The organism is Bacteroides sp. AR20 (genome assembly GCF_964250605.1).
In the GTDB taxonomy this organism is placed as follows: Bacteria; Bacteroidota; Bacteroidia; order Bacteroidales; family Bacteroidaceae; genus Bacteroides; species Bacteroides uniformis.
Genome location: NZ_CAXUGK010000015.1, coordinates 78,492 through 104,424 on the forward strand (window position 1 = coordinate 78,492; position 25,933 = coordinate 104,424).

At 50.0% G+C, this 25,933-nt stretch carries 21 protein-coding genes; 3 read left to right on the forward strand and 18 right to left on the reverse strand.

Annotated elements, in window-relative coordinates:
- The first annotated feature begins 142 nt into the window (after positions 1-142).
- Positions 143-1,006: a helix-turn-helix transcriptional regulator gene (locus ACESTD_RS09595; protein ID WP_005834297.1), complete on the forward strand. Its 864-nt coding sequence runs from the start codon at positions 143-145 to the stop codon at positions 1,004-1,006.
- A gap of 138 nt (positions 1,007-1,144) precedes the next feature.
- On the opposite strand, the gene ACESTD_RS09600 is transcribed toward ACESTD_RS09595, so the two are convergent.
- The 4 genes from ACESTD_RS09600 to ACESTD_RS09615 form a co-directional block, all read right to left on the reverse strand.
- Positions 1,145-1,900 (reverse strand): succinate dehydrogenase/fumarate reductase iron-sulfur subunit, encoded by a 756-nt coding sequence (locus ACESTD_RS09600; RefSeq protein ID WP_005830925.1) that lies wholly within the window; start codon positions 1,898-1,900, stop codon positions 1,145-1,147.
- Positions 1,901-1,933: 33 nt separating this feature from the next.
- Positions 1,934-3,880 (reverse strand): fumarate reductase/succinate dehydrogenase flavoprotein subunit, encoded by a 1,947-nt coding sequence (locus tag ACESTD_RS09605; RefSeq protein ID WP_005830924.1) that lies wholly within the window; start codon positions 3,878-3,880, stop codon positions 1,934-1,936.
- Between the two features lie 36 nt (positions 3,881-3,916).
- Entirely contained in the window at positions 3,917-4,615 is a 699-nt protein-coding gene (locus ACESTD_RS09610) for a succinate dehydrogenase/fumarate reductase cytochrome b subunit (protein ID WP_005830923.1), read from the reverse strand.
- 162 nt (positions 4,616-4,777) lie between these two features.
- Positions 4,778-5,680 (reverse strand): AraC family transcriptional regulator, encoded by a 903-nt coding sequence (locus tag ACESTD_RS09615; RefSeq protein ID WP_005834304.1) that lies wholly within the window; start codon positions 5,678-5,680, stop codon positions 4,778-4,780.
- Between the two features lie 105 nt (positions 5,681-5,785).
- On the opposite strand from ACESTD_RS09615, the gene ACESTD_RS09620 reads away from it, so the two are divergent.
- Positions 5,786-6,388 (forward strand): phosphatase PAP2 family protein, encoded by a 603-nt coding sequence (locus ACESTD_RS09620; protein WP_005830921.1) that lies wholly within the window; start codon positions 5,786-5,788, stop codon positions 6,386-6,388.
- Positions 6,389-6,461: 73 nt separating this feature from the next.
- On the opposite strand, the gene ACESTD_RS09625 is transcribed toward ACESTD_RS09620, so the two are convergent.
- The 5 genes from ACESTD_RS09625 to ACESTD_RS09645 all read right to left on the reverse strand — a co-directional run bounded on the left by ACESTD_RS09625 (position 6,462) and on the right by ACESTD_RS09645 (position 12,881).
- Positions 6,462-8,075 (reverse strand): S41 family peptidase, encoded by a 1,614-nt coding sequence (locus ACESTD_RS09625; protein ID WP_034529349.1) that lies wholly within the window; start codon positions 8,073-8,075, stop codon positions 6,462-6,464.
- A 31-nt stretch (positions 8,076-8,106) separates the two neighbouring features.
- A complete protein-coding gene (gene coaD, locus ACESTD_RS09630; RefSeq protein ID WP_005830918.1) occupies positions 8,107-8,565 on the reverse strand; it encodes a pantetheine-phosphate adenylyltransferase in 459 nt (152 codons plus the stop codon).
- Entirely contained in the window at positions 8,562-10,496 is a 1,935-nt protein-coding gene (locus ACESTD_RS09635; protein WP_005830915.1) for a DNA topoisomerase IV subunit B, read from the reverse strand. Before ACESTD_RS09635 ends, coaD begins: the two co-directional genes overlap by 4 nt.
- Before the next feature lie 117 nt (positions 10,497-10,613).
- Entirely contained in the window at positions 10,614-11,750 is a 1,137-nt protein-coding gene (locus ACESTD_RS09640; protein ID WP_005830912.1) for a hypothetical protein, read from the reverse strand.
- Positions 11,751-11,900: 150 nt separating this feature from the next.
- Positions 11,901-12,881, reverse strand: a complete 981-nt coding sequence (locus tag ACESTD_RS09645) for a calcium/sodium antiporter (RefSeq protein WP_195325660.1) — start codon at positions 12,879-12,881, stop codon at positions 11,901-11,903.
- Between the two features lie 168 nt (positions 12,882-13,049).
- On the opposite strand from ACESTD_RS09645, the gene ACESTD_RS09650 reads away from it, so the two are divergent.
- Entirely contained in the window at positions 13,050-14,855 is a 1,806-nt protein-coding gene (locus ACESTD_RS09650) for a mechanosensitive ion channel family protein (RefSeq protein WP_195325661.1), read from the forward strand.
- Between the two features lie 9 nt (positions 14,856-14,864).
- Here the strand turns inward: ACESTD_RS09650 and ACESTD_RS09655 are convergent, their stop codons facing one another.
- From ACESTD_RS09655 to ACESTD_RS09695, 9 genes are all read right to left on the reverse strand, one after another.
- Entirely contained in the window at positions 14,865-16,157 is a 1,293-nt protein-coding gene (locus ACESTD_RS09655; RefSeq protein ID WP_117887735.1) for a WD40-like domain containing protein, read from the reverse strand.
- Positions 16,158-16,336: 179 nt separating this feature from the next.
- Positions 16,337-17,266: a metallophosphoesterase gene (locus ACESTD_RS09660; RefSeq protein ID WP_034532659.1), complete on the reverse strand. Its 930-nt coding sequence runs from the start codon at positions 17,264-17,266 to the stop codon at positions 16,337-16,339.
- Between the two features lie 60 nt (positions 17,267-17,326).
- The gene (locus ACESTD_RS09665; RefSeq protein ID WP_373158828.1) at positions 17,327-20,095 is read right to left on the reverse strand and encodes a TonB-dependent receptor; all 2,769 of its coding nucleotides are present in this window, start codon (positions 20,093-20,095) and stop codon (positions 17,327-17,329) included.
- Between the two features lie 273 nt (positions 20,096-20,368).
- Positions 20,369-21,616, reverse strand: a complete 1,248-nt coding sequence (locus ACESTD_RS09670) for an SAM-dependent methyltransferase (RefSeq protein ID WP_098032011.1) — start codon at positions 21,614-21,616, stop codon at positions 20,369-20,371.
- 201 nt (positions 21,617-21,817) lie between these two features.
- Complete coding sequence (locus tag ACESTD_RS09675) at positions 21,818-22,585, reverse strand: M15 family metallopeptidase (protein ID WP_022400968.1); 768 nt, start codon at positions 22,583-22,585, stop codon at positions 21,818-21,820.
- A gap of 1 nt (position 22,586) precedes the next feature.
- A complete protein-coding gene (locus tag ACESTD_RS09680; RefSeq protein WP_229079537.1) occupies positions 22,587-23,738 on the reverse strand; it encodes a hypothetical protein in 1,152 nt (383 codons plus the stop codon).
- Positions 23,739-23,877: 139 nt separating this feature from the next.
- Positions 23,878-25,092 (reverse strand): sodium ion-translocating decarboxylase subunit beta, encoded by a 1,215-nt coding sequence (locus ACESTD_RS09685; protein WP_005830884.1) that lies wholly within the window; start codon positions 25,090-25,092, stop codon positions 23,878-23,880.
- Between the two features lie 2 nt (positions 25,093-25,094).
- Positions 25,095-25,532 carry a hypothetical protein gene (locus ACESTD_RS09690; protein ID WP_005834332.1) on the reverse strand — a complete coding sequence of 146 codons (438 nt, stop codon included), beginning with the start codon at positions 25,530-25,532 and terminating at the stop codon, positions 25,095-25,097.
- Between the two features lie 96 nt (positions 25,533-25,628).
- A complete protein-coding gene (locus tag ACESTD_RS09695) occupies positions 25,629-25,868 on the reverse strand; it encodes a hypothetical protein (RefSeq protein ID WP_272195419.1) in 240 nt (79 codons plus the stop codon).
- Positions 25,869-25,933: the final 65 nt, after the last annotated feature.

The following is a 25,933-nucleotide window of genomic DNA, read 5'->3' on the forward strand; positions in this document are numbered from 1 at the left end:
CGGCACTGTCCGCAATAAAAAACTGAATTACTTCTATTTTATTCATTCCCCGAAACTTCTTTATGAAAGTTTTCGGGGAATGTTTCTTTTATGAGTATTATTTATCTATTTTTGTCACTGCAACAAACAAATCTACTTGCCGATGCCCAACTCTTCTGCTTGCAGAGGTAAAAAACAATGCGCTCAATGTCCCAAGGCTGTGGACAATGCAATAATATATGCTTCCCACCTCAGAGGATTCCATCTGCCGGCGCGAAAGTGTGAGGAAAATATTATAATTTTCCTGCTGAAAGGAGAAGTGCTTGTCAACAGTAAGGAGTATGCGGGAACTGTGTTGCATGCAGGTGAGTTCATCCTTCAAGCTATTGGTTCCAAGTACGAAATACTTGCCATGACGGATGTGGAATGCGTTTGTTACCGGTTCAGTAAGCCTGAATTCTTCTGTGAGGACCGGTATAACCATATTATGAAAGAGGTTACCCCTCCATTGATATTCTATCCTTTGACCATTACTCCCGAGTTGCAGCTCTTTCTGGAAAGTTCCAAGGCCTATTTGTCCGAGGAGAAGATTTGCCGGGAAATGCTTTGTTTCAAACGGAAAGAACTTGCTTTCATTCTTGGAAATTACTACTCCGACTATGAGCTTTCCATGCTGATACATCCTCTTGCCCAGTATACTAATTCCTTCCACTACTTTGTCTTGCAGAATCATGCCAAAGTCAAGACGGTAGAGGAACTTGCCCAGTTGGGAGGATATACAGTAGCTACTTTCCGGCGTATATTCAATTCTGTTTTTCATCAACCGGTGTACGAGTGGATGATGGAACGGAGGAAGGAAAGCGTGGTTTATGAACTTCGTTATACGGATGCTTCTATATCAGAGATTTGCTATAAATATGGCTTTGAATCGCTGCCTCATTTTTCCAATTTCTGCAAAAAGAATTTCGGGGCTTCTCCCCGTAGCTTGCGTGCCGGCAATTTATCTGAAGTAAACGGCATGTCATAAAAAAACTCCTCCGGCGGTTTCCCGGCAGAGGAGTCTCTTGTGATATTAATCAAATATAGTGAAAGCTGAGTGATAAATCTGAGCTTGCTCAAAAGGTTTATCCGAAGCGCATCCTATATTATTTGCAGAAAGACCGGATTAGTCTTTCAGTTTCGCAATGATAAAGTCGCGGTTCAGGCGAGCAATGTTGCTGATGGAAACATTCTTCGGGCATTCAGCTTCGCACGCACGAGTGTTTGTACAGTTACCGAAACCGAGTTCGTCCATCTTGCTCAACATAGCCTTGGCACGGCGCAATGCTTCCGGTTTGCCTTGGGGCAACAGGTTCAGCTGGCTCACCTTGGCAGAAACGAACAGCATAGCAGAACCGTTCTTACAAGCAGCCACACAAGCACCACAACCGATACAGCTGGCAGCATCCATAGCCTCGTCAGCGATGGGCTTCGGAATCAGGATAGCGTTGGCATCCTGGGGAGCACCGGTACGTACGCTGACGTAGCCGCCTGCCTGCATAATCTTGTCGTAGGCCGTACGGTCGACCATCAAGTCCTTGATAACCGGGAAACCGGCAGAGCGCCACGGTTCAACAGTGATGGTATCGCCGTCGTTGAAACGACGCATATAAATCTGGCAAGTCGTAGCGCCGGTTGCAGGACCGTGGGGATGTCCGTTGATGTAGAGCGAACACATACCGCAGATACCTTCGCGGCAGTCGTGGTCGAATACAACCGGTTCTTTACCTTCAGAAATCAGCTGTTCGTTCAAGATATCCAGCATTTCGAGGAATGAAGTATCGCCCGGGATATCTTTCATTTGGTATGTTTCAAAAGCGCCTTTTGCTTTCGGACCCTTCTGGCGCCATACCTTGAGCGTAAATGATATATTTTTATCCATTTTCTTTAATTCTTTAAATGTTCAACTTCCCGATTAGCTCTTGTAGTTACGAGTCTGTACCTTGATTGCTTCGTAAACCAGCGGCTCTTTCAGCAATACCGGTTCCTTTTCGTCAGAACCCTGATATTCCCAGCAAGCCACGTAGAAGTAGTTTTCATCGTCACGCTTGGCTTCGCCTTCTTCAGTCTGATATTCTTCACGGAAGTGACCGCCGCAGCTTTCGTTACGGTTCAGTGCATCGTAAGCAACCAGCTCGCCCATAGTGATGAAGTCGTACAGACGGATAGCCTTGTCGAGTTCTACATTCATACCTTCCTTGTCGCCCGGGATGAACAGTTCTTTCTCGAACTCCTTGCGGACTTCTTTCAGCTTCTTCAGACCTTCCTTCAAGCCTTCGGCCGTACGTCCCATACCTACATATTCCCACATAATGTGGCCCAGTTCCTTGTGGATAGAGTCTACAGACTTCTTACCCTTGATGTTCATCATCCAGTCAATCTTCTCCTGAACGGCCTTTTCTGCAGCTGCAAATTCGGGCAGGTCGGTAGAGAAACGGGGAACTGTAATCTGGTCGGCCAGATAGTTCTGGATAGTGTAAGGCAATACGAAGTAACCATCGGCCAGACCTTGCATCAGGGCGGAAGCACCGAGGCGGTTTGCACCGTGGTCGGAGAAGTTACATTCACCGATGGCGAACAGTCCCTTGATGGAGGTCATCAGTTCGTAGTCAACCCAGATACCACCCATGGTATAGTGGATAGCCGGATAAATCATCATCGGGTTTTCGTATGGGCTGACATCAGTGATTTCTTCATACATATCGAAGAGGTTGCCGTAACGTTGTGCAACGACATCTTTACCCAGACGGTTGATAGCTTCGGAGAAGTCAAGGAATACGGCAAGACCGGTGTTGTTCACGCCGAAGCCCTTGTCGCAGCGTTCTTTGGCAGCGCGGCTGGCAACGTCACGCGGAACGAGGTTACCGAATGCCGGATAACGGCGTTCCAGGTAGTAGTCGCGGTCTTCCTCGGGAATATCTTTTCCTTGCAGTGTACCTTCCTGCAGTTTCTTGGCATCTTCCAGCTTCTTCGGAACCCAGATACGACCATCGTTACGCAGAGATTCGGACATCAAAGTCAGCTTAGACTGCTTGTCACCGTGAACCGGGATACAAGTGGGGTGAATCTGTACGTAAGCAGGGTTGGCAAACCAGGCACCTTTACGGTAGCAAGCCATTGCTGCAGAGCAGTTACATGCCATTGCATTGGTAGAAAGGAAGTAGGCATTGCCGTAACCACCGGTAGCGATTACCACAGCGTGGGCGGCAAAACGTTCCAATTTACCGGTAACGAGGTTCTTTGCAATGATACCGCGGGCACGTCCGTCAATGAGGACAACGTCTTCCATTTCGTAGCGGGTATACAGTTTCACAGTGCCTACGTTCACCTGGCGGCTCAATGCAGAGTATGCACCCAGCAACAGCTGCTGTCCGGTCTGACCCTTGGCATAGAAAGTACGGGATACCTGAGCACCACCGAAAGAACGGTTGTCCAGTGTACCGCCGTATTCGCGGGCGAAAGGAACACCTTGTGCAACGCATTGGTCGATAATATTGTTGGATACTTCAGCCAGACGGTAAACGTTGGCTTCGCGGGCACGGTAGTCGCCACCCTTTACTGTATCGTAGAACAGACGGTATACAGAGTCACCGTCGTTTTGGTAATTCTTAGCAGCATTGATACCACCTTGTGCAGCGATGGAGTGTGCACGGCGCGGAGAGTCCTGGATGCAGAAGTTGAATACTCTGAAACCCATTTCGCCCAGAGAGGCGGCAGCACTGGCACCGGCAAGTCCGGTTCCTACTACGATGATGTCCAGACGACGTTTGTTGGCAGGGTTTACTAATTTTTGGTGAGCCTTATAATTGGTCCATTTCTCAGCCACCGGTCCTTCCGGTATTTTAGAATCTATCTTAGTCATAATGCAATTTACAATTTAGTCATTTACAATTTGAATTTAGCAAGCGCCGCACAATGATTTTGCAAAGAATACGACAACTACCAGAGCGAAGCAGAGGACAACGATAGTAGAATAGATGTTGGAGATACATTTCCAACGGTTAATCCATACTTTGTTGTTCCAGCCCAAAGACTGCATGGAGCTCCAGAAACCGTGAGTGAGGTGGAACCACAATGCGCCCAGCCAAACAAGGTAAAGCACTACGAATACCGGATTGCTGAAGGTGTTCTGAATGTGATAGACACCGTTGGCTGCATATGCCAGCGTGAGGGTGTCAGCATGCATGCCCATGTTGTGCATCAACTCGGGAAGCTGCATTTTAGCCCAGAAGTTTACCAGGTGCAGGCCCAAACCCACGATTACGATGATACCCAGTACGAGCATGTTTTGAGAAGCCCATTCCACAGTCTTGGGCTTTTCCGTAACGGCATAGCGTTCGCTACCACGTGCCTTACGGTTCTGCATAGTCAGCCAGAAAGCGTAGATGATGTGGATGATGAATAAGGCAGCCAGACCTACCGTAGCCACCAATGCGTACCAGTTTGCTCCCAGGAACTCACAAACCATGTTGTAGCCATTAGCCGAGACTAATGCAACCAGGTTCATCGCCATGTGAAATGTCAGAAACAGGACAAGGGCGATACCGGTAACGCTCATCACCACTTTCCTTCCTACAGATGAATTACTTAACCACATAAATGATTGAATTTAAGTTATTTAATAGTTTGAAAATTTGTTCTATCAGGATACTTCTGTAAATGTTTCGCAAAAATAGGAGAAATCCAGCGATAAAGCAAGCGATTAAAGAAATAATTCCGTAATCCGGCAGAATGCGAAGTTTACGGACAAGTAAAAGGTTTACTCGTCCTCCTGGTCTTTGCCTTGCTCTTTGCAGATAATGGAAATCTTTTCTCCGTTTGCTGAACGTTTTCTCAGGGCGCGGGGCGTGTCTCCGAAAGAGTCTTTGCAGAAGTGGGCAAAGTGGGATAGGGAATCAAAGCCATAGCGGGCGCTGATGACTGAAATGCGTTGTTTGGTGTATTGCAGGTCGTTCAGAATTCCTTCACGTTTCTTGTCCAGAATCCATTCATAGACCGGGACCCCATACATATTTTTAAACAGACGGCGGAATGTGGTGGTGGTATATCCACCGAGGTGGGCAAACTCTTCCACATTCTTCACCTTGTCGTAGTTCTGCATGACGAAATATTGGAAGCTTTCCGTATAAGTGCTGATGGGGTAGAAGAATGTACTGATTTGGTGTAGCGGATAGTAGCATGTCAATATGTATACCAATTCCTGGCATTTCATTTCAATGTATTTGCTGCACGCATAGGGTTGCTCGTTGAGGTAGCAGGCAAGGCTTTTCAGGAGCCCTTCGAGCATGGAAATCGCGGTAAGCGGGGTATAAGTCAAGGGGGCTTCCGAGCGTTTCAGTATCTCCTTGTAGCGCTCTTCGCAAATCAGAGGAAGCTCGGTGAACCAATACACAATATATTCCACTTCGGTCAAAGCCAGGAGTTCTACTTTGGAGCCGATGGCTTGCAAGATGAGCTGGCGGCTTTGGAGAGTGGTGCCCGGATATTCGTCACTGTTTACAAGTAATTCACCTTTCAGCATAAATATCATGCAGTTCTGTGTGCACTTTTCAGCAGAGAAATGTTGTCCCTTGGGGTAGTGGCGGTAAACCAATACTCCTTCTGATTTTTGGGGACATACCATACAATCAATCTGTCGGTTGCAGCAAGTTTCCAGTCTCATGAAATGATTAGCGAATTATTATAAATGTGGCAACAAAGATAGAATTTTTTTGTGAAAACTCTATCTATTTGTCCTATCTTTGCGTCAAACTAATATAAAGGACTTATGAAAAAGGCTATTTTTTTTGTATATTTTATCTGCCTTGTTGTATCCGGTCTTTCGGCACAGAATTGGGATATTAACACTTTGCACCGGGTTAACAGTTGGGATGGCAAGTTTGTCCGTAACTATAATAAGATAATTTCACGTTCGGAGCCCTATGTTGCTGTCGGTGTTCCGGTGGCGATGGCGGTTGCCGCTTGGATAAAACATGATAAGGGTTTGCTGAAAGATGCGGTCTACGTAGGTACAAGTGTAGCGGGGGCTTTTGTTGTGACTTATGGAATGAAATATCTGGTGGACCGTGAGCGTCCTTATGATAAATATCCCGACAGAGTGCATGCATATAGCCATGAAGGCAGCCCGTCTTTTCCTTCCGGACATACGGCGACGGCTTTTGCCCTTGCCACCTCGCTCAGTGTAAAGTATCCTAAATGGTATGTGATAGCTCCGTCTGCCCTGTGGGCTTGTTCCGTGGGAGTTTCCCGTATGAACGAGGGAGTGCATTATCCGTCGGATGTGTTGGCGGGGGCTGCAATCGGTGCTGGATGTGCTGTGGTCAACATCTACGTCAACAAGTGGCTGAATAAGTGGCTGTTCGGAGAATGATTTTAGGCGCGGATTATGCGGAGTTAGATAAACTAAATCCGCATAATCCGCGCCTAAGTTTGTTTCAAGTCGGCTATTGGATAATAGTGCTGTAGATGCCTTCGTTCAACACTTTTAGAGCTTGCTGCACGCTCTGGTTCGTGCTGTTCATCACCTGGAAGTATTCGTTCATGTCCCATAGGTCACGGGCTATCAAGGCTTTAAGTTGTGTCTTGATGAGCGGTAGGGATTGGTTGTACTGTTTCTCGTCAAACTTGATTTTCTCTTTGTCGGCAAGCGTACGTATTTCGGCAAGGAAGTTATCGTCTATTTCGAACTTCTCGTTGAAGGCTTCGAATTTCTTGTATTTGTTCTGCAACTCCTTCCGGTGCTTCTCGATGTAGCCGGTAGTGGCTTTGATAACCACGCCTTTGGCTACGAGGTTGCGGTGATAGTCTGTGTACTGGGTAGTGTCGATGGGGACGAAGAAGTCGGGCATGATACCTCCACCTCCGTAAACGGTACGTCCCATACGCTTGGTCTGTGCTTTCAGGGAGTCGGCAAAATGGATACTGTCCGCATGAATCATTTCTCCATGATTGAAGCGGTCTATCAGTTCCTGGTTATACTTATCCTGACTGTTCTCGCCGGTTAGGCGGCCGTCGAGGTTGGCGGTGCTGTCGTAAGGCTTCTGGATACAACGGCCCGAAGGAGTATAGTAGCGGGCGATAGTGAGGCGAATCATGGAACCGTCCGGCAGGTCGATAGGACGCTGTACTAATCCCTTGCCGAAGGTGCGGCGTCCTACTACCACGCCTCTGTCCCAGTCCTGGATGGCTCCGGTCACGATTTCACTGGCAGAAGCGGAGTACTCGTCCACCAATATGATGAGACGGCCGTTCTTGAAGTTGCCCGTACCTTTGGCAAAGAAATCACTGCGGCGTGCGGCCCTTCCTTCGGTGTAGACGATGAGTTCTTTTTGCTTCAGAAATTCGTTGGCAAGGTCGATGGCGGCATTCAGATACCCTCCTCCATTTCCTTGCAGGTCGAGGATGAGGTCTTTCATTCCTTTCTTTTGCAGGCTTTTCAGGGCTTCTGCAAACTCTTCGGCGGTGGTTGCCCCGAAGCGGTTGATACGGATATAGCCGGTTTTGGGTTGTATCATGTAAGATGCGTCCAGGCTGAGGATGGGAATTTTGTCACGCTTCACGGTGAAGTACAGCTGGTCGTCCACGCCACGGCGCACGATGGTGAGTTTCACTTCCGAGTCTTTCGGTCCGCGCAGGCGGCTCATAATATCTTCCGTGCTCATTTTTACTCCGGCAATGGCGCTGTCATTGACGGCTACGATACGGTCGCCGGCAAGGATGCCCACCTTCTCGGAAGGTCCGTTGCTCACGGGTTGTATCACAAGCAGGGTATCTTCTATCATCTGAAACTGTACGCCGATGCCCTCGAAATTGCCTTGCAACGGCTCGTTCATCTTCTTCACTTCTTCGGCGTTGTTGTAGGTGGAGTGCGGGTCGAGTTGTGCCAGCATCTTGATGATGGCTTCTTCCACCAGCTTGTCTTCATCCACCTTGTCCACATAAAGGTTGGTGATGGCAAACTCTGCCATTTGCAGTTTGCGCAGGGCTTCATTGTTCGGCTTTTGCGCTTGTGCCGTCACCGCGCATATACATATTATAATAGTAAATAGTTTTTTCATCATTTCCATTTTAATCCCTAATCCTTTATCCTTAATCCCTAATCTCCATTCCCTCCGGTATGAACATGCTTATGTCCTTGCCGTATTGCAGCAGTTCGCGCACGGTGGTGGAACTGACGCAGGTAAGTTCTGGCTCGGTGAAGAGCAGGATGGTTTCTATGCCGGTCAGTTTGCGGTTGATGTCGGCAATGGTTTCCTCGTATTCGAAATCCTTCACGGTGCGTATGCCGCGTATTATCAGACTGGCATCTACCTGCCGGGCAAAGTCGATAGTCAGGCAGTCATAGGACTGCACAATGATGCGCGGCTCGTTCCGGTAGTAGTCTCGTATCATTTGTTCGCGCTTTTCCAAGGGGAAATACGTATTCTTATTTTCATTGATGCCGATGCCTATGACGATTTCGTCTATAAAAGTCAGTGCACGGCTCACTACCGAAGAGTGTCCGATAGTAAACGGGTCGAATGTTCCCGGAAAGATAGCTCTTCTCATGATGCCAAATCTTCTTCTATAACCAAGTTGTTGATAATAAAGTTTTGTCGTTCCATGGTATTCTTACCCATGTAGAATTCCAGCAGCTCTTTTACGAGGTCTGTCTTGCGCAGGGACACTTGTTCCAGACGCATATCCTTGCCGATAAAATGCTTGAACTCGTCGGGCGAGATTTCTCCCAGACCTTTGAATCGGGTGATTTCGGGGTTGGGACCCAGTTCTTCAATGGCTTTCACACGTTCCTCCTCTGTATAGCAATAACTTGTCTTCTTTTTGTTGCGCACGCGGAAGAGAGGGGTTTGCAGGATATATACATGCCCTTTCTTTATCAGGTCGGGGAAGAACTGCAGGAAGAAGGTGATGATGAGCAGGCGGATGTGCATGCCGTCCACATCGGCATCGGTAGCTACGATGACTTTGTTGTAGCGCAGTGTCTCTATGCCGTCTTCTATATTCAAGGCTGCTTGAAGCAAGTTGAATTCTTCGTTTTCATAAACTACTTTCTTGGTGAGTCCGTAGGAATTTAGCGGTTTACCACGCAGGCTGAATACTGCTTGGGTATTCACGTCGCGGCTCTTGGTGATGGAACCGCTGGCGGAGTCTCCCTCGGTAATGAAGATGCAGGATTCGGTTTCCTGGTCTTTGCCTTTACCGTCACTCAAGTGGTAGCGGCAGTCGCGCAGCTTGCGGTTGTGCAGGTTGGCTTTCTTGGCGCGTTCGCGTGCCAGCTTGGTGACGCCGGCAATGGCTTTGCGCTCTTTCTCGGAGTCTTGTATCTTTTGCAGCATCACTTCGGCCACAAGCGGGTTCTTGTGGAGGTAGTTGTCCACTTCCGTCTTGATGAAGTCTCCTACGTATTTGTTCACCGTGGGGCCGGCGGGCTTGTGTTCCTGCGGCGCGGCAGGCCACATGTTGTTGCTGCCCAGTTTCGTTTTGGTCTGGCTCTCGAACATGGGTTCCTCCACGTCGATGGCAATGGCGGCTACCAGTCCGTTGCGGATGTCGGCATATTCCTGGTTCTTGTTGTAGAACTCCTTGATGGTACGGGCAATGTGTTCCTTCAAGGCAGTCTGGTGTGTGCCGCCTTGGGTGGTGTGTTGCCCGTTGACAAAGGAGTAGTACTCTTCGCCGTATTGGTTGGTGTGTGTGAAGGCAATCTCGATGTCCTCTCCTTTCAGGTGGATGATGTCGTAAAGGCCTTCGCTGGTCATGTTGTCTTTCAGCAAGTCCTCCAGCCCGTGGCGGGAAACGATGCGCTGGCCGTTGTAAATGAAGGTGAGGCCCGTATTCAGGTAGGTGTAGTTGCGCAGCAGGGTTTCTACGAACTGGTTCTGGAAGGAATAGTTCAGGAAGAGTGTGGCGTCCGGTTCGAAGAAGATATAGGTTCCGCTTTCTTCTGTCGAGTCTTCGGTCACATCACTCAACAGCGTTCCTTTCTCGAAGATGGCGGTACGTACTTTGCCGTCGCGGTAACTGCGTACCTCGAAACGGCTACTCAGCGCATTGACCGCCTTGATGCCCACGCCGTTCAGTCCGACACTTTTCTTGAAAGCCTTCGAATCATATTTACCCCCGGTATTCAGTTTGCTGACCGCCTCTACCAGTTTGCCTTGCGGAATGCCTCGTCCATAGTCGCGTACGCTGACACGCAGACTGTCTTCTATAGTCACTTCTATACGCTTTCCGGCACCCATCTTGAACTCGTCGATGCTGTTGTCCATCACTTCTTTCAGCAACACATAGATGCCGTCATCGTTCTGTGAGCCGTCGCCCAGACGGCCTATGTACATACCGGAACGGACACGGATATGCTCCATGTCGTCCAGGTGGCGGATGTTGTCGTCGGTATATTCCACGCTGGAAACGGGGCTCTCTGTGATATTGTTGTCTGCTTCTTCCAGCGGCAGGGTCATATTGTTGTTATCTTCCATAAGTACGTTATTCCTTCATATTGCGCATTGCGACAAAGGTAATGAGAAATTCGGGGGTTCGCAAAAAAATAATGTCTTTTATGGACTTCTGACAAGCTTATATTCTGGATTTAGAACTTATTTTATTCCTTTCACAAAGCATCTTCTCCGTTTATGCTGTTCCGTCTTGAAGTACTCCCATTGCGCTTGCACCTTGCCGTTCAGCTCCAGCTCCGGATTACTCTCGGCATACTCGAAACCAAGTTGCTGATAGACGGGGATAAGGTCGGAGAACAACAATGCATTTACCCCCTTGTTCTGATACTCCGGTTTCACGGCAACCAGCAGCAAATCGAGCATCTTGGGATATTTCTTCAAGAAGATGGTCTTGGCCAGGTGATACCAACCCATAGGAAGCAGGCGCCCGTGGGCTTTTTGCAACGCTTCGGCGAGTGACGGCATGGAAATGCCTACGGCAAGCAGCTGGTCATCGGCATCGGTAATCAATGTCACCATGCGTAGGTCGAGGATGGGCAGGTACATCTTGACGTATTGGTCAATCTGCCGTTGGCTCAGTGCAGAATAGCCATAGAGTGGCTGATAGGCTTCGTTCATCAGTTCGAAGATGGCCTGACCGTAGTCTTGGGCAATCTTCTTGGCAGATGTGTATTTCTTTACCTTGAGGTTATACTTGCGCTGGATGAGGTCGGAGATGCGCTTGTGCTTGTCGGGTATGGCGTCGGGAATGTAGATTTTGTACTCCACCCAATCGGCATCCTTCTCAAAGCCCATGCGTTCCAGATGTTGCGGATAGTAGGGATAGTTATAAATGGTGGCCATGGTGCTGAGCTGGTCGAATCCTTCGATGAGCATACCTTCGGCATCGAAATCTGTGAATCCCAGCGGGCCTTGTATATGTGTCATTCCCCGTTCTTTTCCCCATTCTTCCACGGTGCGAATCAGGGCATCGGAGACTTCCGCATCATCGATGAAGTCTATCCAGCCGAAGCGGACTTCCTTTTTGTTCCAGGTTTGGTTTGCCTTGTGGTTGATGATGGCAGCTACACGTCCTACGATTTTACCTTCCCGATAAGCCAGGAAATAGTCGGCTTCACAAAATTCGAATGCAGCGTTTTTCTTCTTGTTGAAGGTGTTGAGCATGTCATCGAAAAGGTCGGGGACGGAATAAGGGTTGTTTTTGTATAGCAGGTAGTTGAAACGGATAAAGCGCTCCAGTTCCCGTCTTGTGGTTACTTTCTTGATTGTAATTGCCATAGTTGTTCAATATTGAGACCACAAAGGTAATGCAAACTGAGAGCAGAACAAAATAAGCTTGCTTATTTTTTATGCCGAGGTACAGCTTGCCTTATTTAAAAATACGTGATAATCTTTAAAATACCGCGTAGGGTGTCTGTAAATTTGCTGTTAGAGGTTGTATATCAGTACCGCTGTGTAGGCAATGTAGCAGAGAATCAGAATGCTTCCTTCCACCCGGGTGATGATGCGTTTCCCGAAAAAGATACCGAACAGCCAAAGCAGGATGCTGGACCCTACGAGTACCCACAAATCGAAATTGGTGATGCCCGTCAGACGCAGTGGAGTGATGGAGGCCGAACAACCCAGTACGAAGAATATATTGAAGAGATTACTTCCGATGACGTTTCCGATGGCTATTTCGGGGTTTTTCTTCAAGGCGGCTACGATGGAGGTGGCGAGTTCGGGTAATGAAGTGCCGCCTGCTACGAGCGTGAGACCGATGATGGATTCGCTGACACCCAATCCGCGGGCTATGCCGCTGGCACCGTCTACAAAGAAATTACCTCCGATGATGAGGCCGGCAAGTCCACCGATAATGTATAGGGCGGACTTCCACGCGGGTAACAGCCTGATTTCGTCTTCTTCCTGTAAGTGCTCCTTTTCCGGTTCCTTCATACTTCCATCCCTTTTTGCAATGGCAAAAGTATAACTCAGGAAAATGGTAAAGAAGCATAGCAGCAATAGGCCGTCGGTGATGCTGAGTATGTTCTCCCCACTGCTGTCCAGTAAGACGTCGTTGGCACAAATCAGCAGGGCGAAGGATGAAAGGATGCAAAGGGGTATTTCGCGTTTCAGTGTGTTACGGGTAATGGCTATCGGGGCAAAAAGGGCCGTACAACCCACAATCATCAGGGTATTGAACGTATTGCTTCCCACCACATTGCCGATGGCAATGTCTGCACTGCCTTTTAGGGCAGAGGATATGCTGACGGTGAGTTCCGGTGCGGAAGTACCGAAGGCGACAATGGTAAGCCCGATGACGATGGACGGTATACGGAAACGTTTGGCAACGGATGCGGCACCGTCTGTCAAGCCATTGGCACCCAGAAGAATGAGGAGCAGTCCTCCGACAAGAAACAATATATCCATAGGTATGTCAATTTTGAGTACAAAGATAGTGCAAACCGGATACAGAACTTTCATGTTTGCATGAAAAAGTTATATCGATTAGGGTAGGAAGTTAAAAACATTCCGTATGTTTGAAGCATTTATTGGGTATATTTGCATAATTAAAGAATCAAATCAAGAAGTTTATATATGAAGGTTATCCGTGCTTTCTGTCTTTGTTGGCTGTTGATGCTGGCGGACGGAGTGTCAGCTCAGTTGGTAGATAAAGTGCTCAGTGTTTTAGGTGAGGATAGTGTGGGGAGTGTCACAGTGGCAAGGACTGACTCCGATTCGATTCAGTTGTCGCTTGTCCGGCAGGAGTTGGAAACAGCCCGGCTGAATGAGGCGAACCTGCGGATGGAAATGGAGCAGATGAAGTTGGCGGGCTATGCGGCCGATTCGGTGAAGCTGGCATTGCAGAAACAACGCATTGATTCGTTGCGGACGGTGACACCGGGTATTCCGGTGGTGGTGGAGAAGGACACTTTGTTCTATCTGTATGCCAAGCGTGGAGGGCATACGCCCCAACAGCGAGCCAAAGATGTAAGCAACGTCATCGAAGCATTGGGCACGCGTTTCAATCTGCGTCCGGACTCTGTTTATTTAGAGAGTACGGATATTGTTACAGACTTGATGTATGGCGAAAAGGTCATCATTTCCTTTACCGATCAGGATGCTTTGTGGGAAAACTGTACCCGCGACCAGCTGGCCGCCAGCAAGAGGCATGTCGTGGTGGACAAACTGAAAGCCATGCAGAAGGAGCATAGCTTGTGGCAGTTGGGTAAGCGTATCTTGTACTTTATCCTGGTGCTTGTGGGACAGTTCTTCTTGTTCAAGTTTACCAACTGGCTGTTCAGAAAATTCAAACTACGCATTCAGAAGCTGAAGGATACCAAGCTGAAACCGATTTCCATTCAGGATTATGAATTGTTGGACACGCAGAAGCAGGTCAACCTGCTGGTGTTTGTTGCCAACCTGGTGCGTTATGTAGTCATGCTGTTGCAGTTGCTGCTGACGGTTCCGTTATTATTCTCCATTTTCCCTCAGACCAAGAGCTTGGCTTATACATTATTCTCCTACATCTGGAATCCTATAAAGGTCATCTTGAATGGAATAGCCGACTATATACCCAATCTGTTCACTATCTTTGTGATATGCTATGCGGTGAAGTATCTGGTCAGACTGGTGCGTTATCTTGCCAATGAGGTGCAGGCTGAACGGCTGAAGATAAACGGCTTCTATCCGGATTGGGCCATTCCTACCTATCACATTGTGCGCTTCTTGCTTTATGCGTTTATGATTGCCATGATTTACCCTTATCTGCCGGGTTCCAAGTCGGGAGTCTTCCAGGGAATCTCCGTGTTTGTCGGCTTGATTGTTTCGCTCGGTTCCAGTACGGTTATCGGCAATATCATTGCAGGACTGGTCATAACCTACATGCGGCCTTTCAAGCTGGGTGACCGCATCAAGCTGAACGATACTACGGGCAACATCATTGAGAAAACACCGCTCGTCACCCGCATCCGTACTCCGAAGAATGAGGTGGTGACCATTCCGAACTCTTTCATCATGTCTTCCCATACGGTCAATTACAGCCAATCTGCCCGTGAGTATGGATTGATTATCCATTCGGAGGTCAGTATTGGCTACGATGTTCCGTGGCGGAAGACACATCAGCTGTTGATAGAGGCTGCATTGAATACTCCTGGAGTGATAGATGATCCCCGTCCGTTTGTATTGGAGACTTCCCTTCAGGATTATTATCCGGTTTATCAAGTGAATGCCTATATCAGGGATGCCAACAGCCTTAGCCAGATTTATTCTGATTTGCATCAGAATATCCAGGATGTCTTTAACGAGGCAGGCATCGAAATCATGTCTCCTCACTATATAGCTACGCGTGACGGCAGTGAGACGACCATACCCAAGGATGACTTGCGGGAGAAAAAGCAGTAAGGGAGCCGGTTATCGTGCCAGTAAAATCTCTGCAAACGGTACGTAGAACATAAACATCCTCCATTCCTTTGTCTGGAAATCATAAGTTTCGATGAAGTCGCCTTCACGATAGCCTGCAAACTGCACGTAGAGTTTCCTTGTCTGCCCGTCCTTGGAGTAGTACATGGCAGCGGAGCGTACGGCGTTGGGGTAGGTGGCGAAAGGCTCTTTCAAGTTTCCGGCAGTAGTATCCCATAAGCAGAATTGCGTATCTCCACCATTGGCACGGGAAACGATATAGCCTCCTTTGCATTGCAGGCTGTTTGGGTTTTCGGGGGATGGTTCCATAATCCGGAAAGGTATCAAGGCTTCGGCTTTGATGGGGTCGTAGCAGTGCATCTTTTCTTTGGCGATGTCTATCACGACGGGCGAGAAGGTGCCGTCGCCGTTGTTGGCCGAGAGCAGCATGTGGACGTCGGCTATCACGCCCGGATAGCGTGAGAGGGATTCGGGCTTCAGTCCATCCGGTAATGGTATTTCGGGAGTATGTATCGGTGGCATATTCAACCGGGTATATACCGGATAAGAGATGCTACAGTAGGTGAGGAGCTTATCTCCGGCCATTTCCAGGGAAACAGTGTTGTTGAAGTCCGAGCAGATGGTAATTGCGTTACGTTCTACCGGGTTACACCAATAGTGCATGCAGAGGTCGTATCCGTCGATGAAACTACTGCCGTCTTTCTCCCGTATCCCGCAGAGGATGTTGGTGCCGGGGATGTTGGCGGCAAGGTGGAAATCTTCGTCGTCATGGAACTGGATTACTTCCGATATTTCTTGTGTTACCAGGTCGATACGGGTGATGCCGCGGGGAACGGTCGGTGTGTAAATGGCGTGGGAGTTGGTGATACCGTAGAGATATGGTTCTTCGGGGGATTGTCCGTCGGCTACCGAAATCTGGCCGAGAGGCTGAAGCTGTCCTGCCCGTTCCAGGAACATTTCTACCCGTGAGGCGGGCCAGTGTCCGGGGGCAAGGAAAGTAATGCTGTTGGTGGTTTGCTCCGTGGTAACGGCGCGTGTGTAGCGTGAATACCCTTCGGGAAAGAGAGGATTGTCGGCTATCGGCCAGTAGATGTCCAATATGATTTGGTCGCCGCTCTGCAAGCCGTCGGCTTTGACGGTCACGGCATCACCGGGATTGAAGGTCTTTCCGGCATCGGATATGGTGATATTGGTCACAAAAGCGGATTGTTTCTCTTTGTCGTCATCACTGCAAGCGGCAAGTAGCAGGCTGATTAGTAGCAGGAAGTGTATCTTCTTCATCATAGTTATGTATTGACAAATGCAAATATAGGGCTTTTTCTTGTATTCCTGCGGATAGGCTTTGTTTTTGTCGTATGAGATGGAAAAATCCTCCTACGAAACATGGTCTTTTGCTTCGTGGGAGGAAAGTGGTTGTTCGGCAGGGCTTCGGGGGAATGCGCCTGCTTGCGTGCCGGCTTGGATTATTTGCTGCGCGTCACCGTGTGCAATACATTCCCTTTCTTGTCAATCATGCGCAGTTCCAGTGTCTTTTTGCTGGCCGATACAATGGAGAAACCCGGTTCGGGGCTGCAGAATACGGTCCCTTCGATGGGCTTCACCTTGCGGGCGAGCGAACCGGCAGAATTGGTGATATAGTCGATGTCGCTGCCTGCCACGCGTACGTGCTGGAAGTTGTGGATGTGCCCGCAGATGTACATATCCACCTTGTGCTTGCGCAGGATGGGATCGAGACGTGCCTGCATATCCGCACGTTCGCTCTCGTCCTTCGGGGTTTCGGCATAGATGGGATGGTGTCCGGCAACGATAACCCAGTCCTCTTTGGCGGTAGTCAGTACGGAATCTATCCAGGAAAGTTGTTGCTGGTAATCCTGCTTGCAGGCATCGGGATAGGTCTCGCTTTCGTTGCGGTATTTGTCAATCATCGGGGCGGTGTCTACCCAAAGGATGCGGATGGTAGCGCCGTTGTCCTCGAACGTCTTGGTATAATAACGGGCGGGCATGGTCCAGCGGCGGCTGATATTACTGTAGTCGAGCACAGCCTGCGTATTGCCGCGGTATTCGTGGTTGCCCAGCAGGGGGAACCAGTCTATCATCAGCTCCGGGTGGCTGTAAATAAGTTCGTAGTTGGTCATCCAAAGCGGGTCGTTCACGCTACGTACGCCTTCAAAGTGGTGTACATCGCCGGTGGCAAGAACGAATTCGGGGCCTACTTCTTCTGCCATTTGTCCCATCAGTTCGGCGATGGGCTTTTGGTCGTAGTAGCCGTTACGGCCGAGGTCGTTGGCTACGTAGAAGTTGAACTTCTTGTCGAAGATGGAGTAATCGGTGATTTGGGCAATGGCTGCGTTGCCGAGTAGGGCAATAAACAGTAAAAGGAATATTTTCTTCATTGTCATTATTAAATTGTTGAGTAGTTAATGTTGATAACTTGTTGAGATAGAATTCGCTGTTTAAAAATTAATCTTCACTCCCGCATTCACTTTCACGCCGTAGTATTCTGCCTGCATGGTACGGTCTTTTGTGCCCTGGTAGTAGCGTAGCGGCTGGTTCAGCAGGTTGTTGGCTTCGGCGTAGAAGGTAGTCTTGAACTTCTTTCCGAAGGTATAGCTGGCGTTTACGTCCATATAGTTCACCTTGTCGTAGTAGCGGTCGTAGAAGGTGCTTTCTCCCATTTCGTCGATGAAATCGGAAGCGAAGTTATAGCTCAGGCGCAGATTCAGACCGCCTTTCTCAAAGTATAGGGAAGCATTTGCGGTATGCTCCGGAGAGCCTGGCATGCTCAAGTCTTTCTCATTCTCGCAGCCTTCGAAGTTGAAGTCTTCCACACGGGAGTGGGTGTAGGTGTACGTTCCGTAGAAACCTACACATTTCAGAGCGGGAGCAATGAAGCTGAAGTCGCGCTGGTAGGATAACTCTACCCCTACCAGGTTGGCGTTGCCCGCATTCTTGGGTTGGGTGAAGCGGGTGTAGGTGTTACCCTGGTATTCGTAGTTGGTGCTCACCTGGTCTACGATGAAGTCGTCTATCTTCTTGTAGAAGATGCCGGCGCTTATCAGACCGATGCTGCGGAAGTAGTAGTCGGCACTCAAGTCGAAGTTGTAGGAGACGGTAGGTTTCAGCTCCGGGTTTCCGATGGTGATTTCGTTGTCGGAACGTTTGATGTTCACACTGGGCACGAGGGCCGAGTATTTGGGGCGTGACAAGGTTTGGGTAAACGAACCGCGCACTTTGAAGTCATCGTTTACATTCCACTTTACGAGCAGCGACGGCAGGAAGTTGATGTAGCTGTTGCGCTGACGGTCGGTCTTGCTGGTGAGGTCTTCGTCGGCATCGTAGGTGCGTCCCGTATAGGCAAGGTTGGTGTTCTCTATGCGAAGTCCGGTCATCAGTTCCACGTCTTTTGTCAGTTTTTGGTCGAAGCGGAGGTAGCCGGAAGTCACGGTTTCGCGGGCGTTGAAGTTTCCGGCAAGTTCTTCCTGCACCTGCTCTTTCTCAAAGAGGGAAGCGTTGTTCAAGTCTAAAGAGCCGGTGTATTCCTTGCTGGCGTAGATGCCTGCCTGGTATTTGTTGTTGGGCATGAAGTTCTTGTTGGTCTGGTCCACTGTATTTGCCAGGCTGTTCGTCATGAAGGCATCCTCGTCCAGAGGAGAGTATTCGTAGAAGTCCACTTCTTTATCCTTGGTCTTGCGCACTACCTTTGCGCCGAACTTCAGCTTGTTGCCGTTCTTGAAGGGAAGTTTGAAGTTGGCGGAGAACTTCAGGTCCTGCTCCTTGATGTCTTCCTGCTGTTCCGTCAGCTCTTTCAGGCTGAATTCATCGTTCAATGTCATGGTAGAGCCTGTTTTGGGGCTGGCAAAGGGTTGGCGTTCGTCGCTCAGGTCCATGTCGAACTTCTGTTTCTTCAGTTGGAAGTCGATGTAGCGTTCGTTGGGACGTTCTTCGCTGGCTTTGGCATAGCTGGCGTGCCAGTCCATGGAGAGGGCGCCGAAGAGGTGTTCGCCGCCGAGGGCAAAGTCCATGGTGCGCTGGCGTTCCAGGCGGGCGTTACGGTTGTCCGGCGTACCGGCTTTGGTCTGTATGCGTACAGTGGCGTTGCCGTCGGGGTCAAGGTCTTTCAGCGTGGTACGGTAGCGGTTCTCCCAGTCGTTGCGGTTGTTGAAGATGCCTTTGAAGGTCAGTTTGTGGTTGGCATTGATGTCCCAGTCCAGTGCGGCAGAGTAGCTTTGGCGTTCGCGGGTGACGTAGTATTGGCGGATTTGGTAGTCGTTGACGTACGTCTTGCCGTCATCGTCCTGCTCCCACACGAATTCGGTGTCGTAGGAACCGGAAGGTGAGTTCTGATAGGAGGCCGATACAATCAAGCCGAGTTTGTCGTTGAAGAAGCGGTCGCCGTAGGTGAAGCCAAGGTTCAGTTGCGCCTTTTCGCTCACCCAGTTGTAGCCGGTTCCGGCGGTGGCGGCAATGGTACGCTTGTAGGGGGAGTTCTTGGTGACGAGGTTGATGCTGCCGCCGATGGCGTCGCCGTCCATATCGGCGGTTACTACCTTGTTCACTTCGATGGTCTGAATCATGTCTGCCGGAATGAGGTCGAGCTGTACGTTGCGCGTATCGCCTTCGGCAGAGGGAACGCGGTTGCCGTTGATGGTGACGGAGCTGAGGTCGGCACTCGTGCCCCGCACTTGCCCGAAGCGTGCCTCGCCTTGGTCGTACTGCACGTTGATGCCGGAGATGCGTTTAAGGGCGTCACCGATGTTGGAGTCGGGGAACTTGCCTACCTGGTCGGCAGAGACTACATTCGTAATCCCCATGTTGTTTTTCTGTGAGTTGATGGCACGGCGCTGTCCCTGGAAGGCGCCGCCTACCACCACTTCCTGCAACTCCACGCCTTCGTTCAGTACGACGTCTTTTTCCAGTGTACGGCCTGCGGGGATGGTGATTTTCAGTTCTACGGGAGAGTAGCCCACGTAGCTCACCTTTACTGTATAGGTTCCCGGGTCAAGGTTAGAGAAAGTGTAGAAGCCGTTGACGTCGCTCGTCACGCCAGTGTGTAGTTTCTCGATGTAGATGGATGCGCCCGGGAGAGTTTGTTTAGTGGCGTCGATGATGCGTCCACGTACAGTTCCTTGTTTCGTGACATTTGCTTTTTCGTCGGCAATGGCCGTATTGACGGTGGCGGTGAATAGGAGTAAGAATAAGAATGCTCTCAAAATCTGTTTCATACTTGTTATTATCTGTTAATAATCTGCCGCAAAAGTAGAGGGTTGCCGTTACGTGGAGGTTGCGGAGCGTTGAAGAACAGATAACGATTCAGTTACAATGAGGTTACATAAATTCTTGGAGGTAGTACCTTTTCGGCGGTATCTCCCTTTGCCGTCATCTGGCAGACTGATGCTAAAGATGCACGAGATGTGCATCTCGGACTGTATGAGATGTACATCTCGAGCAACATGAGATGTACATCTCGTGCAGGGGAAGGTATAGGGGTTGGTGTCTTATCCCGTAGCCTGGCAGCGGATAAGTACCTTCTTCTCGTCTGCCAGAATAGTGGCAAAGAGATAAGTGCCTCCCCCTTCGGCCAATTTCAGTCGTTTGCGCAGTTCGGCCACGGTGGCGGGGAAGTTGCGCACGGTGAGGTTCGCCTTTTTCTCGGCAGCCAGCATCTCTTTCACTTCTTTCTTGCCGAAGCCGCAGGAGGAGGTAATCCGGAACTTGCGGCCGGGGAAGTCCGGCAGGAAGTGCTCCGAGGTGTAGAGGTGGCTGTTGGGATGCAGTTTTTCCACCTTATACAATGAGGAGAGGCTGCGGAATGCACCGGCTTTCAGCACGGAGGCATTCGGTTCGTAGAGGTATGATTTCAGTTGAGGGGTGTAGGGGCATGCACGCTCCTTCTCCTGCCGGCGGGTGAAGACGAGGGCTTGGGGAGCCGGTACACCGGTGAAGTTGACGCAATGGATGGGGATGTCGTCTGCCGGCACTCCTTCGCCTTGTCCCAGCAAGAGCAGCAGTTCCTTGCATTCGTTGCCCACGGAGACGATGTGTGCCTGGCGGACATGCTTCAAATCGTTCAGGGCGAGGGTGAGGTCGAGCATGGGGGAGAGTTTTACCAGTACGTGTCTTGCCTTGCGCAGCAGCAGTTCTTCGAGGGCGGCTATATCGGGTTCGCAGTCGCCGATGGCTACGGTCTTTCCACCGTGTCCGTCGCGGCGGGCAGGGTCTATGAATATACAGTCCACGGGCTCCATCTCTTGCAGATGGCAGACGCTGTCTGCGTGGCAGACGGAGATGTGGTTCAGGCCGAGGACAGGGAAGTTGTGTGCGGCTATCTGGCAGAGGGTTTCCTGGCGCTCGACGTAAGTGGCATGCCCGAAGCGGGAGGAGAGATAGGCGCAGTCGATGCCGAAACCTCCGGTGAGGTCGGTAAAGGTGCCGGCTGATGCGGGGGTACTGTTCTGCGCGGGATGTTCTTGTTCTGTATGTAGCAGGTTAGTTATAATCTCCGCTTTATACTGTGCCGTTGCTTGGGAGGAGCATTGTTCCAGAGAAAGGTGGGCGGGGTAGAGTATATGCTCGTTCTCGGCCCATGCGGGTATCTTCTCTTTGGCAATCTGCCAGCCGGAAATCTGTGTGATGGCGGCGGGCATGTCTACCGAAGGGTAGCGGCGTGCCTGCAAGGCAAGGCTGCGCACGTCGTCGCGGCGATGCTCGCGGATGAAGCGGAGGGTGTCTTGGGATAAAGGCATGGCTTGGCTTATTTATTCTGATGCAAAGTTATCTCAAAAAGGACAAAGTGGGGCATAAATTCGCAGCTTTCTGTCTGATTATTTTTCAGACACAGATGACGCTGATAATACAGATTAAGAATATTAAAAATCCGCGTCATCTGCGTCATCCGCGTCAAAGCGATAGCAAATTTAAGTTTCCGGACAAGCTGGGGGTGAGAGTTAAGGGATGACCCGGTATCGCTCCTTTGCCGTCTGCCTGCTGACGCGGTTGAAGTGCCACCATTCGCTGGGTAGCGGGTGGAATCCGGCTTCTTTCATTACCTGCCGGAGCAGCAGCCGGTTTTCACGTTCTTGTTCCGTCAGCTTGCCTTGTGCCACGAGCACGGCTTCTTCTGTGATGTGGGCTTCCCTGCCCAGATGGTCTACCGGGGTGCCCATGGGCAGAGGGGTTCCTTTATCGTCGAGTATGCTGATGTCCACTGCCAACCCGTAGTTGTGCAGGCCGCCGCCGCGTGAGGGGTTGGAGACATAGATGTATTTGGAGGTTCCTTTCACTACGTTCCACATCTTCTGCTGTACGGACAAGGGGCGCGCTGCGTCGTAGACGATAAGGCTGTAGCCGGGGTACTGTTCTTTCAGCAGGCGTTGTGCCCGCTTCAGGCTTTTCATGGCATCGGGGTGCAGGTAGGCTTCTTTCAGGTCTTCGTACAATAGGGTTCCGGTGAAATTGTCGGCACGGGTGTACATCAAGTCGATGGCGATGCTGCTGTCCGCTTCGGCGATGCTGACGAAACCGAGGGAGTCCAGGTAGCGGGCTGTTCGGCTTTTGGCCGGAGCCGGAGGGACGGGTGCCGCTATGGTGTCGGCGTACGGGATGGTGGTCTCCGTATCTGGGTCTTGTGTCTGCTTTGGCGCTTGTTTTCTGCTACAACCGCATAGTGAGCAGCCAAGCAGCAGATATAACAAGTAAAAGAAATATCGTTCCATCTTACAAGGCATTCTTGGCGGTAAGGATTGATTTCATCAAGGCTATGTCCGAACTGACTTCTCCCTGCATCAAGTATTTGTTTTTCCGTTGGCAGGTGGCTTCGTAAATCTCCTTTGCTTTTGCTGTGTCCTTGTCCCGGTAGAGTGCCAGGGCGCAGAGCAGCCGCTGTTTGGAAGACGTCACATCCTTATATTGCCGGATGTAGGTATCCAGCTCATCGGTATATAATTCTTCTGCCCGTGCGGTCCTCTTTGTCACCAATGCGGTGAAGAGCAGCTCGCAAGCGGTTTCCTTTATCAAAAGCCCGATGACTTCGTGCCGGTGGCTCATTATTTTCTCAAATGCATTGTAGGCGGCTTCCCATTCTTCGCAGTCGAGCAGGCGCGAGGCGCTCATCAAGGCTATGGTGACCTGCAGGGCATCTTTGTAGTTGATGTCTTCCGTTTGGCTGAACCATTCGGCAGGCATGTCCTTAGGACGCATGCCCTCTTGCACCAATGCGTTGATGCGCAGCTGGGTGACCAGTGCCTGCTTGCTCTTGCTGTCCTTGAGAAGCAGGCACATGTTGTCGGCATCATTGCCGATGCCGCCCATCTTCATGGGGATGCCGTTCATCCCTGCAAGGAGAATGCCAATCAAAGAGAGCATCAGAAGGAAGAATTTCAGCAGGTAAGGCAGCCCGTCTACGGTCAGCAGGGGGAGGAAGGCAAGGATGGCGGTCAGCAGGTTGGCAAGCACTCCACCCAGGTTGTACAAGGTGGTTGGGATATCTTCAAGAGGCCTTTCGGGTGGGGTAAGCAGGCATTGGCCTCCCGTTCCGGCAAGGCTGAAACGCTTGATGCATAATTTCCCGTCTTTCCGTATGAAGGTAAGGTTGAAGATGCGGAAGGAGACGAAGCGGTAGCCGGTTGCCAGTCCGCAGACAAGATGCCCGCCTTCGTGCAGAAGCACTTGCAGGAAGATGGAGAACAGCAGAATCAGTATGGCTAACAAGGAAACTCCTACTGTCTCCAGCATGCCGGTTTCGGCAAACTTGCTGTGTAAACCGTCGAACGAGTCTCCTAAAACCAGGACTCTTACACCTATTATTCCTACAAAGCCGATGCATGCCCCGACCATGAATCCTCCGGCCAATTTAAATACTTTCTTCATCCTGATATCTTGATAAATGTGTTTGCCGGCAAAGGTAAAGGATTTTATCTGAAATGCAACAGCTTGCCCCATGTATCATAAAAAGAAAGAGATTGTGATTGCCACAACCTCTTTCCGTCACCTAAACCCACTACGCAGGCTACAGATAGGGAATTATAGTAATATAGATACCCGTAATGATGGCTGAAGTGATTACTCCTGAAATATTAGCCCCCAAGGCATCTCCCAAGATGAAGGAATTGGGGTTGTCCTTGCTTACTATCTTCTGGGCAACCTTCGCCGTAGTAGGCACGCAGCTCACGGCTGCAATTCCGATGACCGGATTGTAATTGCCCCGCTTGATGAAGTACATGATGTACCCTCCAATGATTCCGCCGATACCGGAGAGCAACAGTGCGCCCATGCCCAATACCAACAATTTAAGAATTTTAGGGTCGAGCAGCAGATGTGCGTCGCAAAGTACGCCCAACAACAGGCCGAGCATGAAAGTAGAACCATACAACAGCGGACCGCTTACAAAATCGTAGATATGCTTCATCCCCGACTCGCGTACTGCCACTCCGAGGAACAAGGAGAAGAACAGCGGTGAGGCAACCGGGAACAGAAAACACAGTACAGCACACAATATAGCCGAGAAAGCCAGTTTTACTTTGGCATCATAGTTTTTGGGCGGCTTCTTGCTCGTCATCTTGATGGCGCGCAGGCGTTTCGGTACCAGCAGCTTCACCAGATAGGGGTAACCGCCATATGTCAGTCCCAGATAGAGATAGGCCACTACCGTGATGGGTACAAACAGATGTTTGGCCAGGGCCAAGGAAGTGAAAAGCACCATCGGCCCGTCCGCACCTCCTACCATGGCTACGGAAGCGCTTTCTTTCAAGGACAGTCCCAATGCAGATGCGATGGGTACAGTCAGGAAAGTTCCCAATTCGGCACATAGGGCAAGGAATATGCTGGCAAACGGTTTCTGTAGCAGGAAGCCCACGTCGAGCAGGGTACCGATACCCATAAATACGAAGCATGCAATCAATCCGTTGCTGAAGGTCAGGGTGTAGACCGGTTGCAGGAAGTCTATCTGCATGGTGTTCATCAAGTCGTCCGTATCCGAAAGCATCGGGTCCAGAAAGAGATTCCCCAATGTGCCGTCGGGCATGAAAAGGGTGCCGCAATTGATGGCGACCATACCCAGTCCCATGGGAATCATGACCATCGGCTCCAGTACGCCTTTCCATCCCAGGTATATGAGCAGCAGGCCCAGGGCTATTAGAAATACACGGGCAGAGGAGAGTAGCCAGCCGCTTTCCATCATTGTTCCGAATCCTTGGAACAAGGTTGCAAAATCTATATTCTCCATAATTAGTCTTTGTTTTTGGTGTCGTTGTTCTTTTTAGTCTTGTTCTTGTTGTCACGGTGGCTGATGGCATCTTCCAGATACATCATAAGGGTATCTTCTGGGTAGAAGTAGTCTACCAGGTTTCTTTTGGAGACACCGTGGCTTACTCCGTGGTAATAGCCTCGAGGCTTTTCGTTTTCACGGTCCACACCCCGGCTGTAGTCTTCGCGCGTGTCGTTGCCGAAGATGTTTCCGTGCATGGAGGGGGTGTGTAGCATCAGTTCCATCTTCTGGCGGAACTTCTTTATGCGGTGCAGGCGGAGTAACTCCTGCTGGTGGGAACTGTAGAAATCGAGTGAATCGGCTGCGCTGGCTATCAGTTTGATGATGAATGCCACAAAGAAACCGATTGCAAAAGTGAGCCCCATCATCTCAAGGGTGGGGAGGAATAAATCGGACATAGTTATGATATTAATGTGATGAAATGGATAATAAAAAAGCGAAAGATGTACATGCAGTACACCTCCGGTAATGGTTTGCAATAAGTCCGATAAAGTCTAAATCAGGATATGCAGCAGTGCATAGATATAGTATCCGCAGGAATAGCGGAGAGCATTGGGATTGAATGAAAGGTTGGCGCTCTCTCCGGCAGACAGATGGCTGGAAAGCAGATGCTCCAGTTGCCCGGCTGGTTTCAGAATTCTCATCTTCAGGAATTTCGGAGAGGCGTGGTTATGTGTGTATAGGCTGTTCGGACACAACGCTTCGTTGGTCCAGCAGTCGGTTGTAGCTAACACTTGAAAAGGGACCCGGGTAGCATTTGAAACGTGTACCACCCGATAGGTTTTGCAAAGTTAATTAA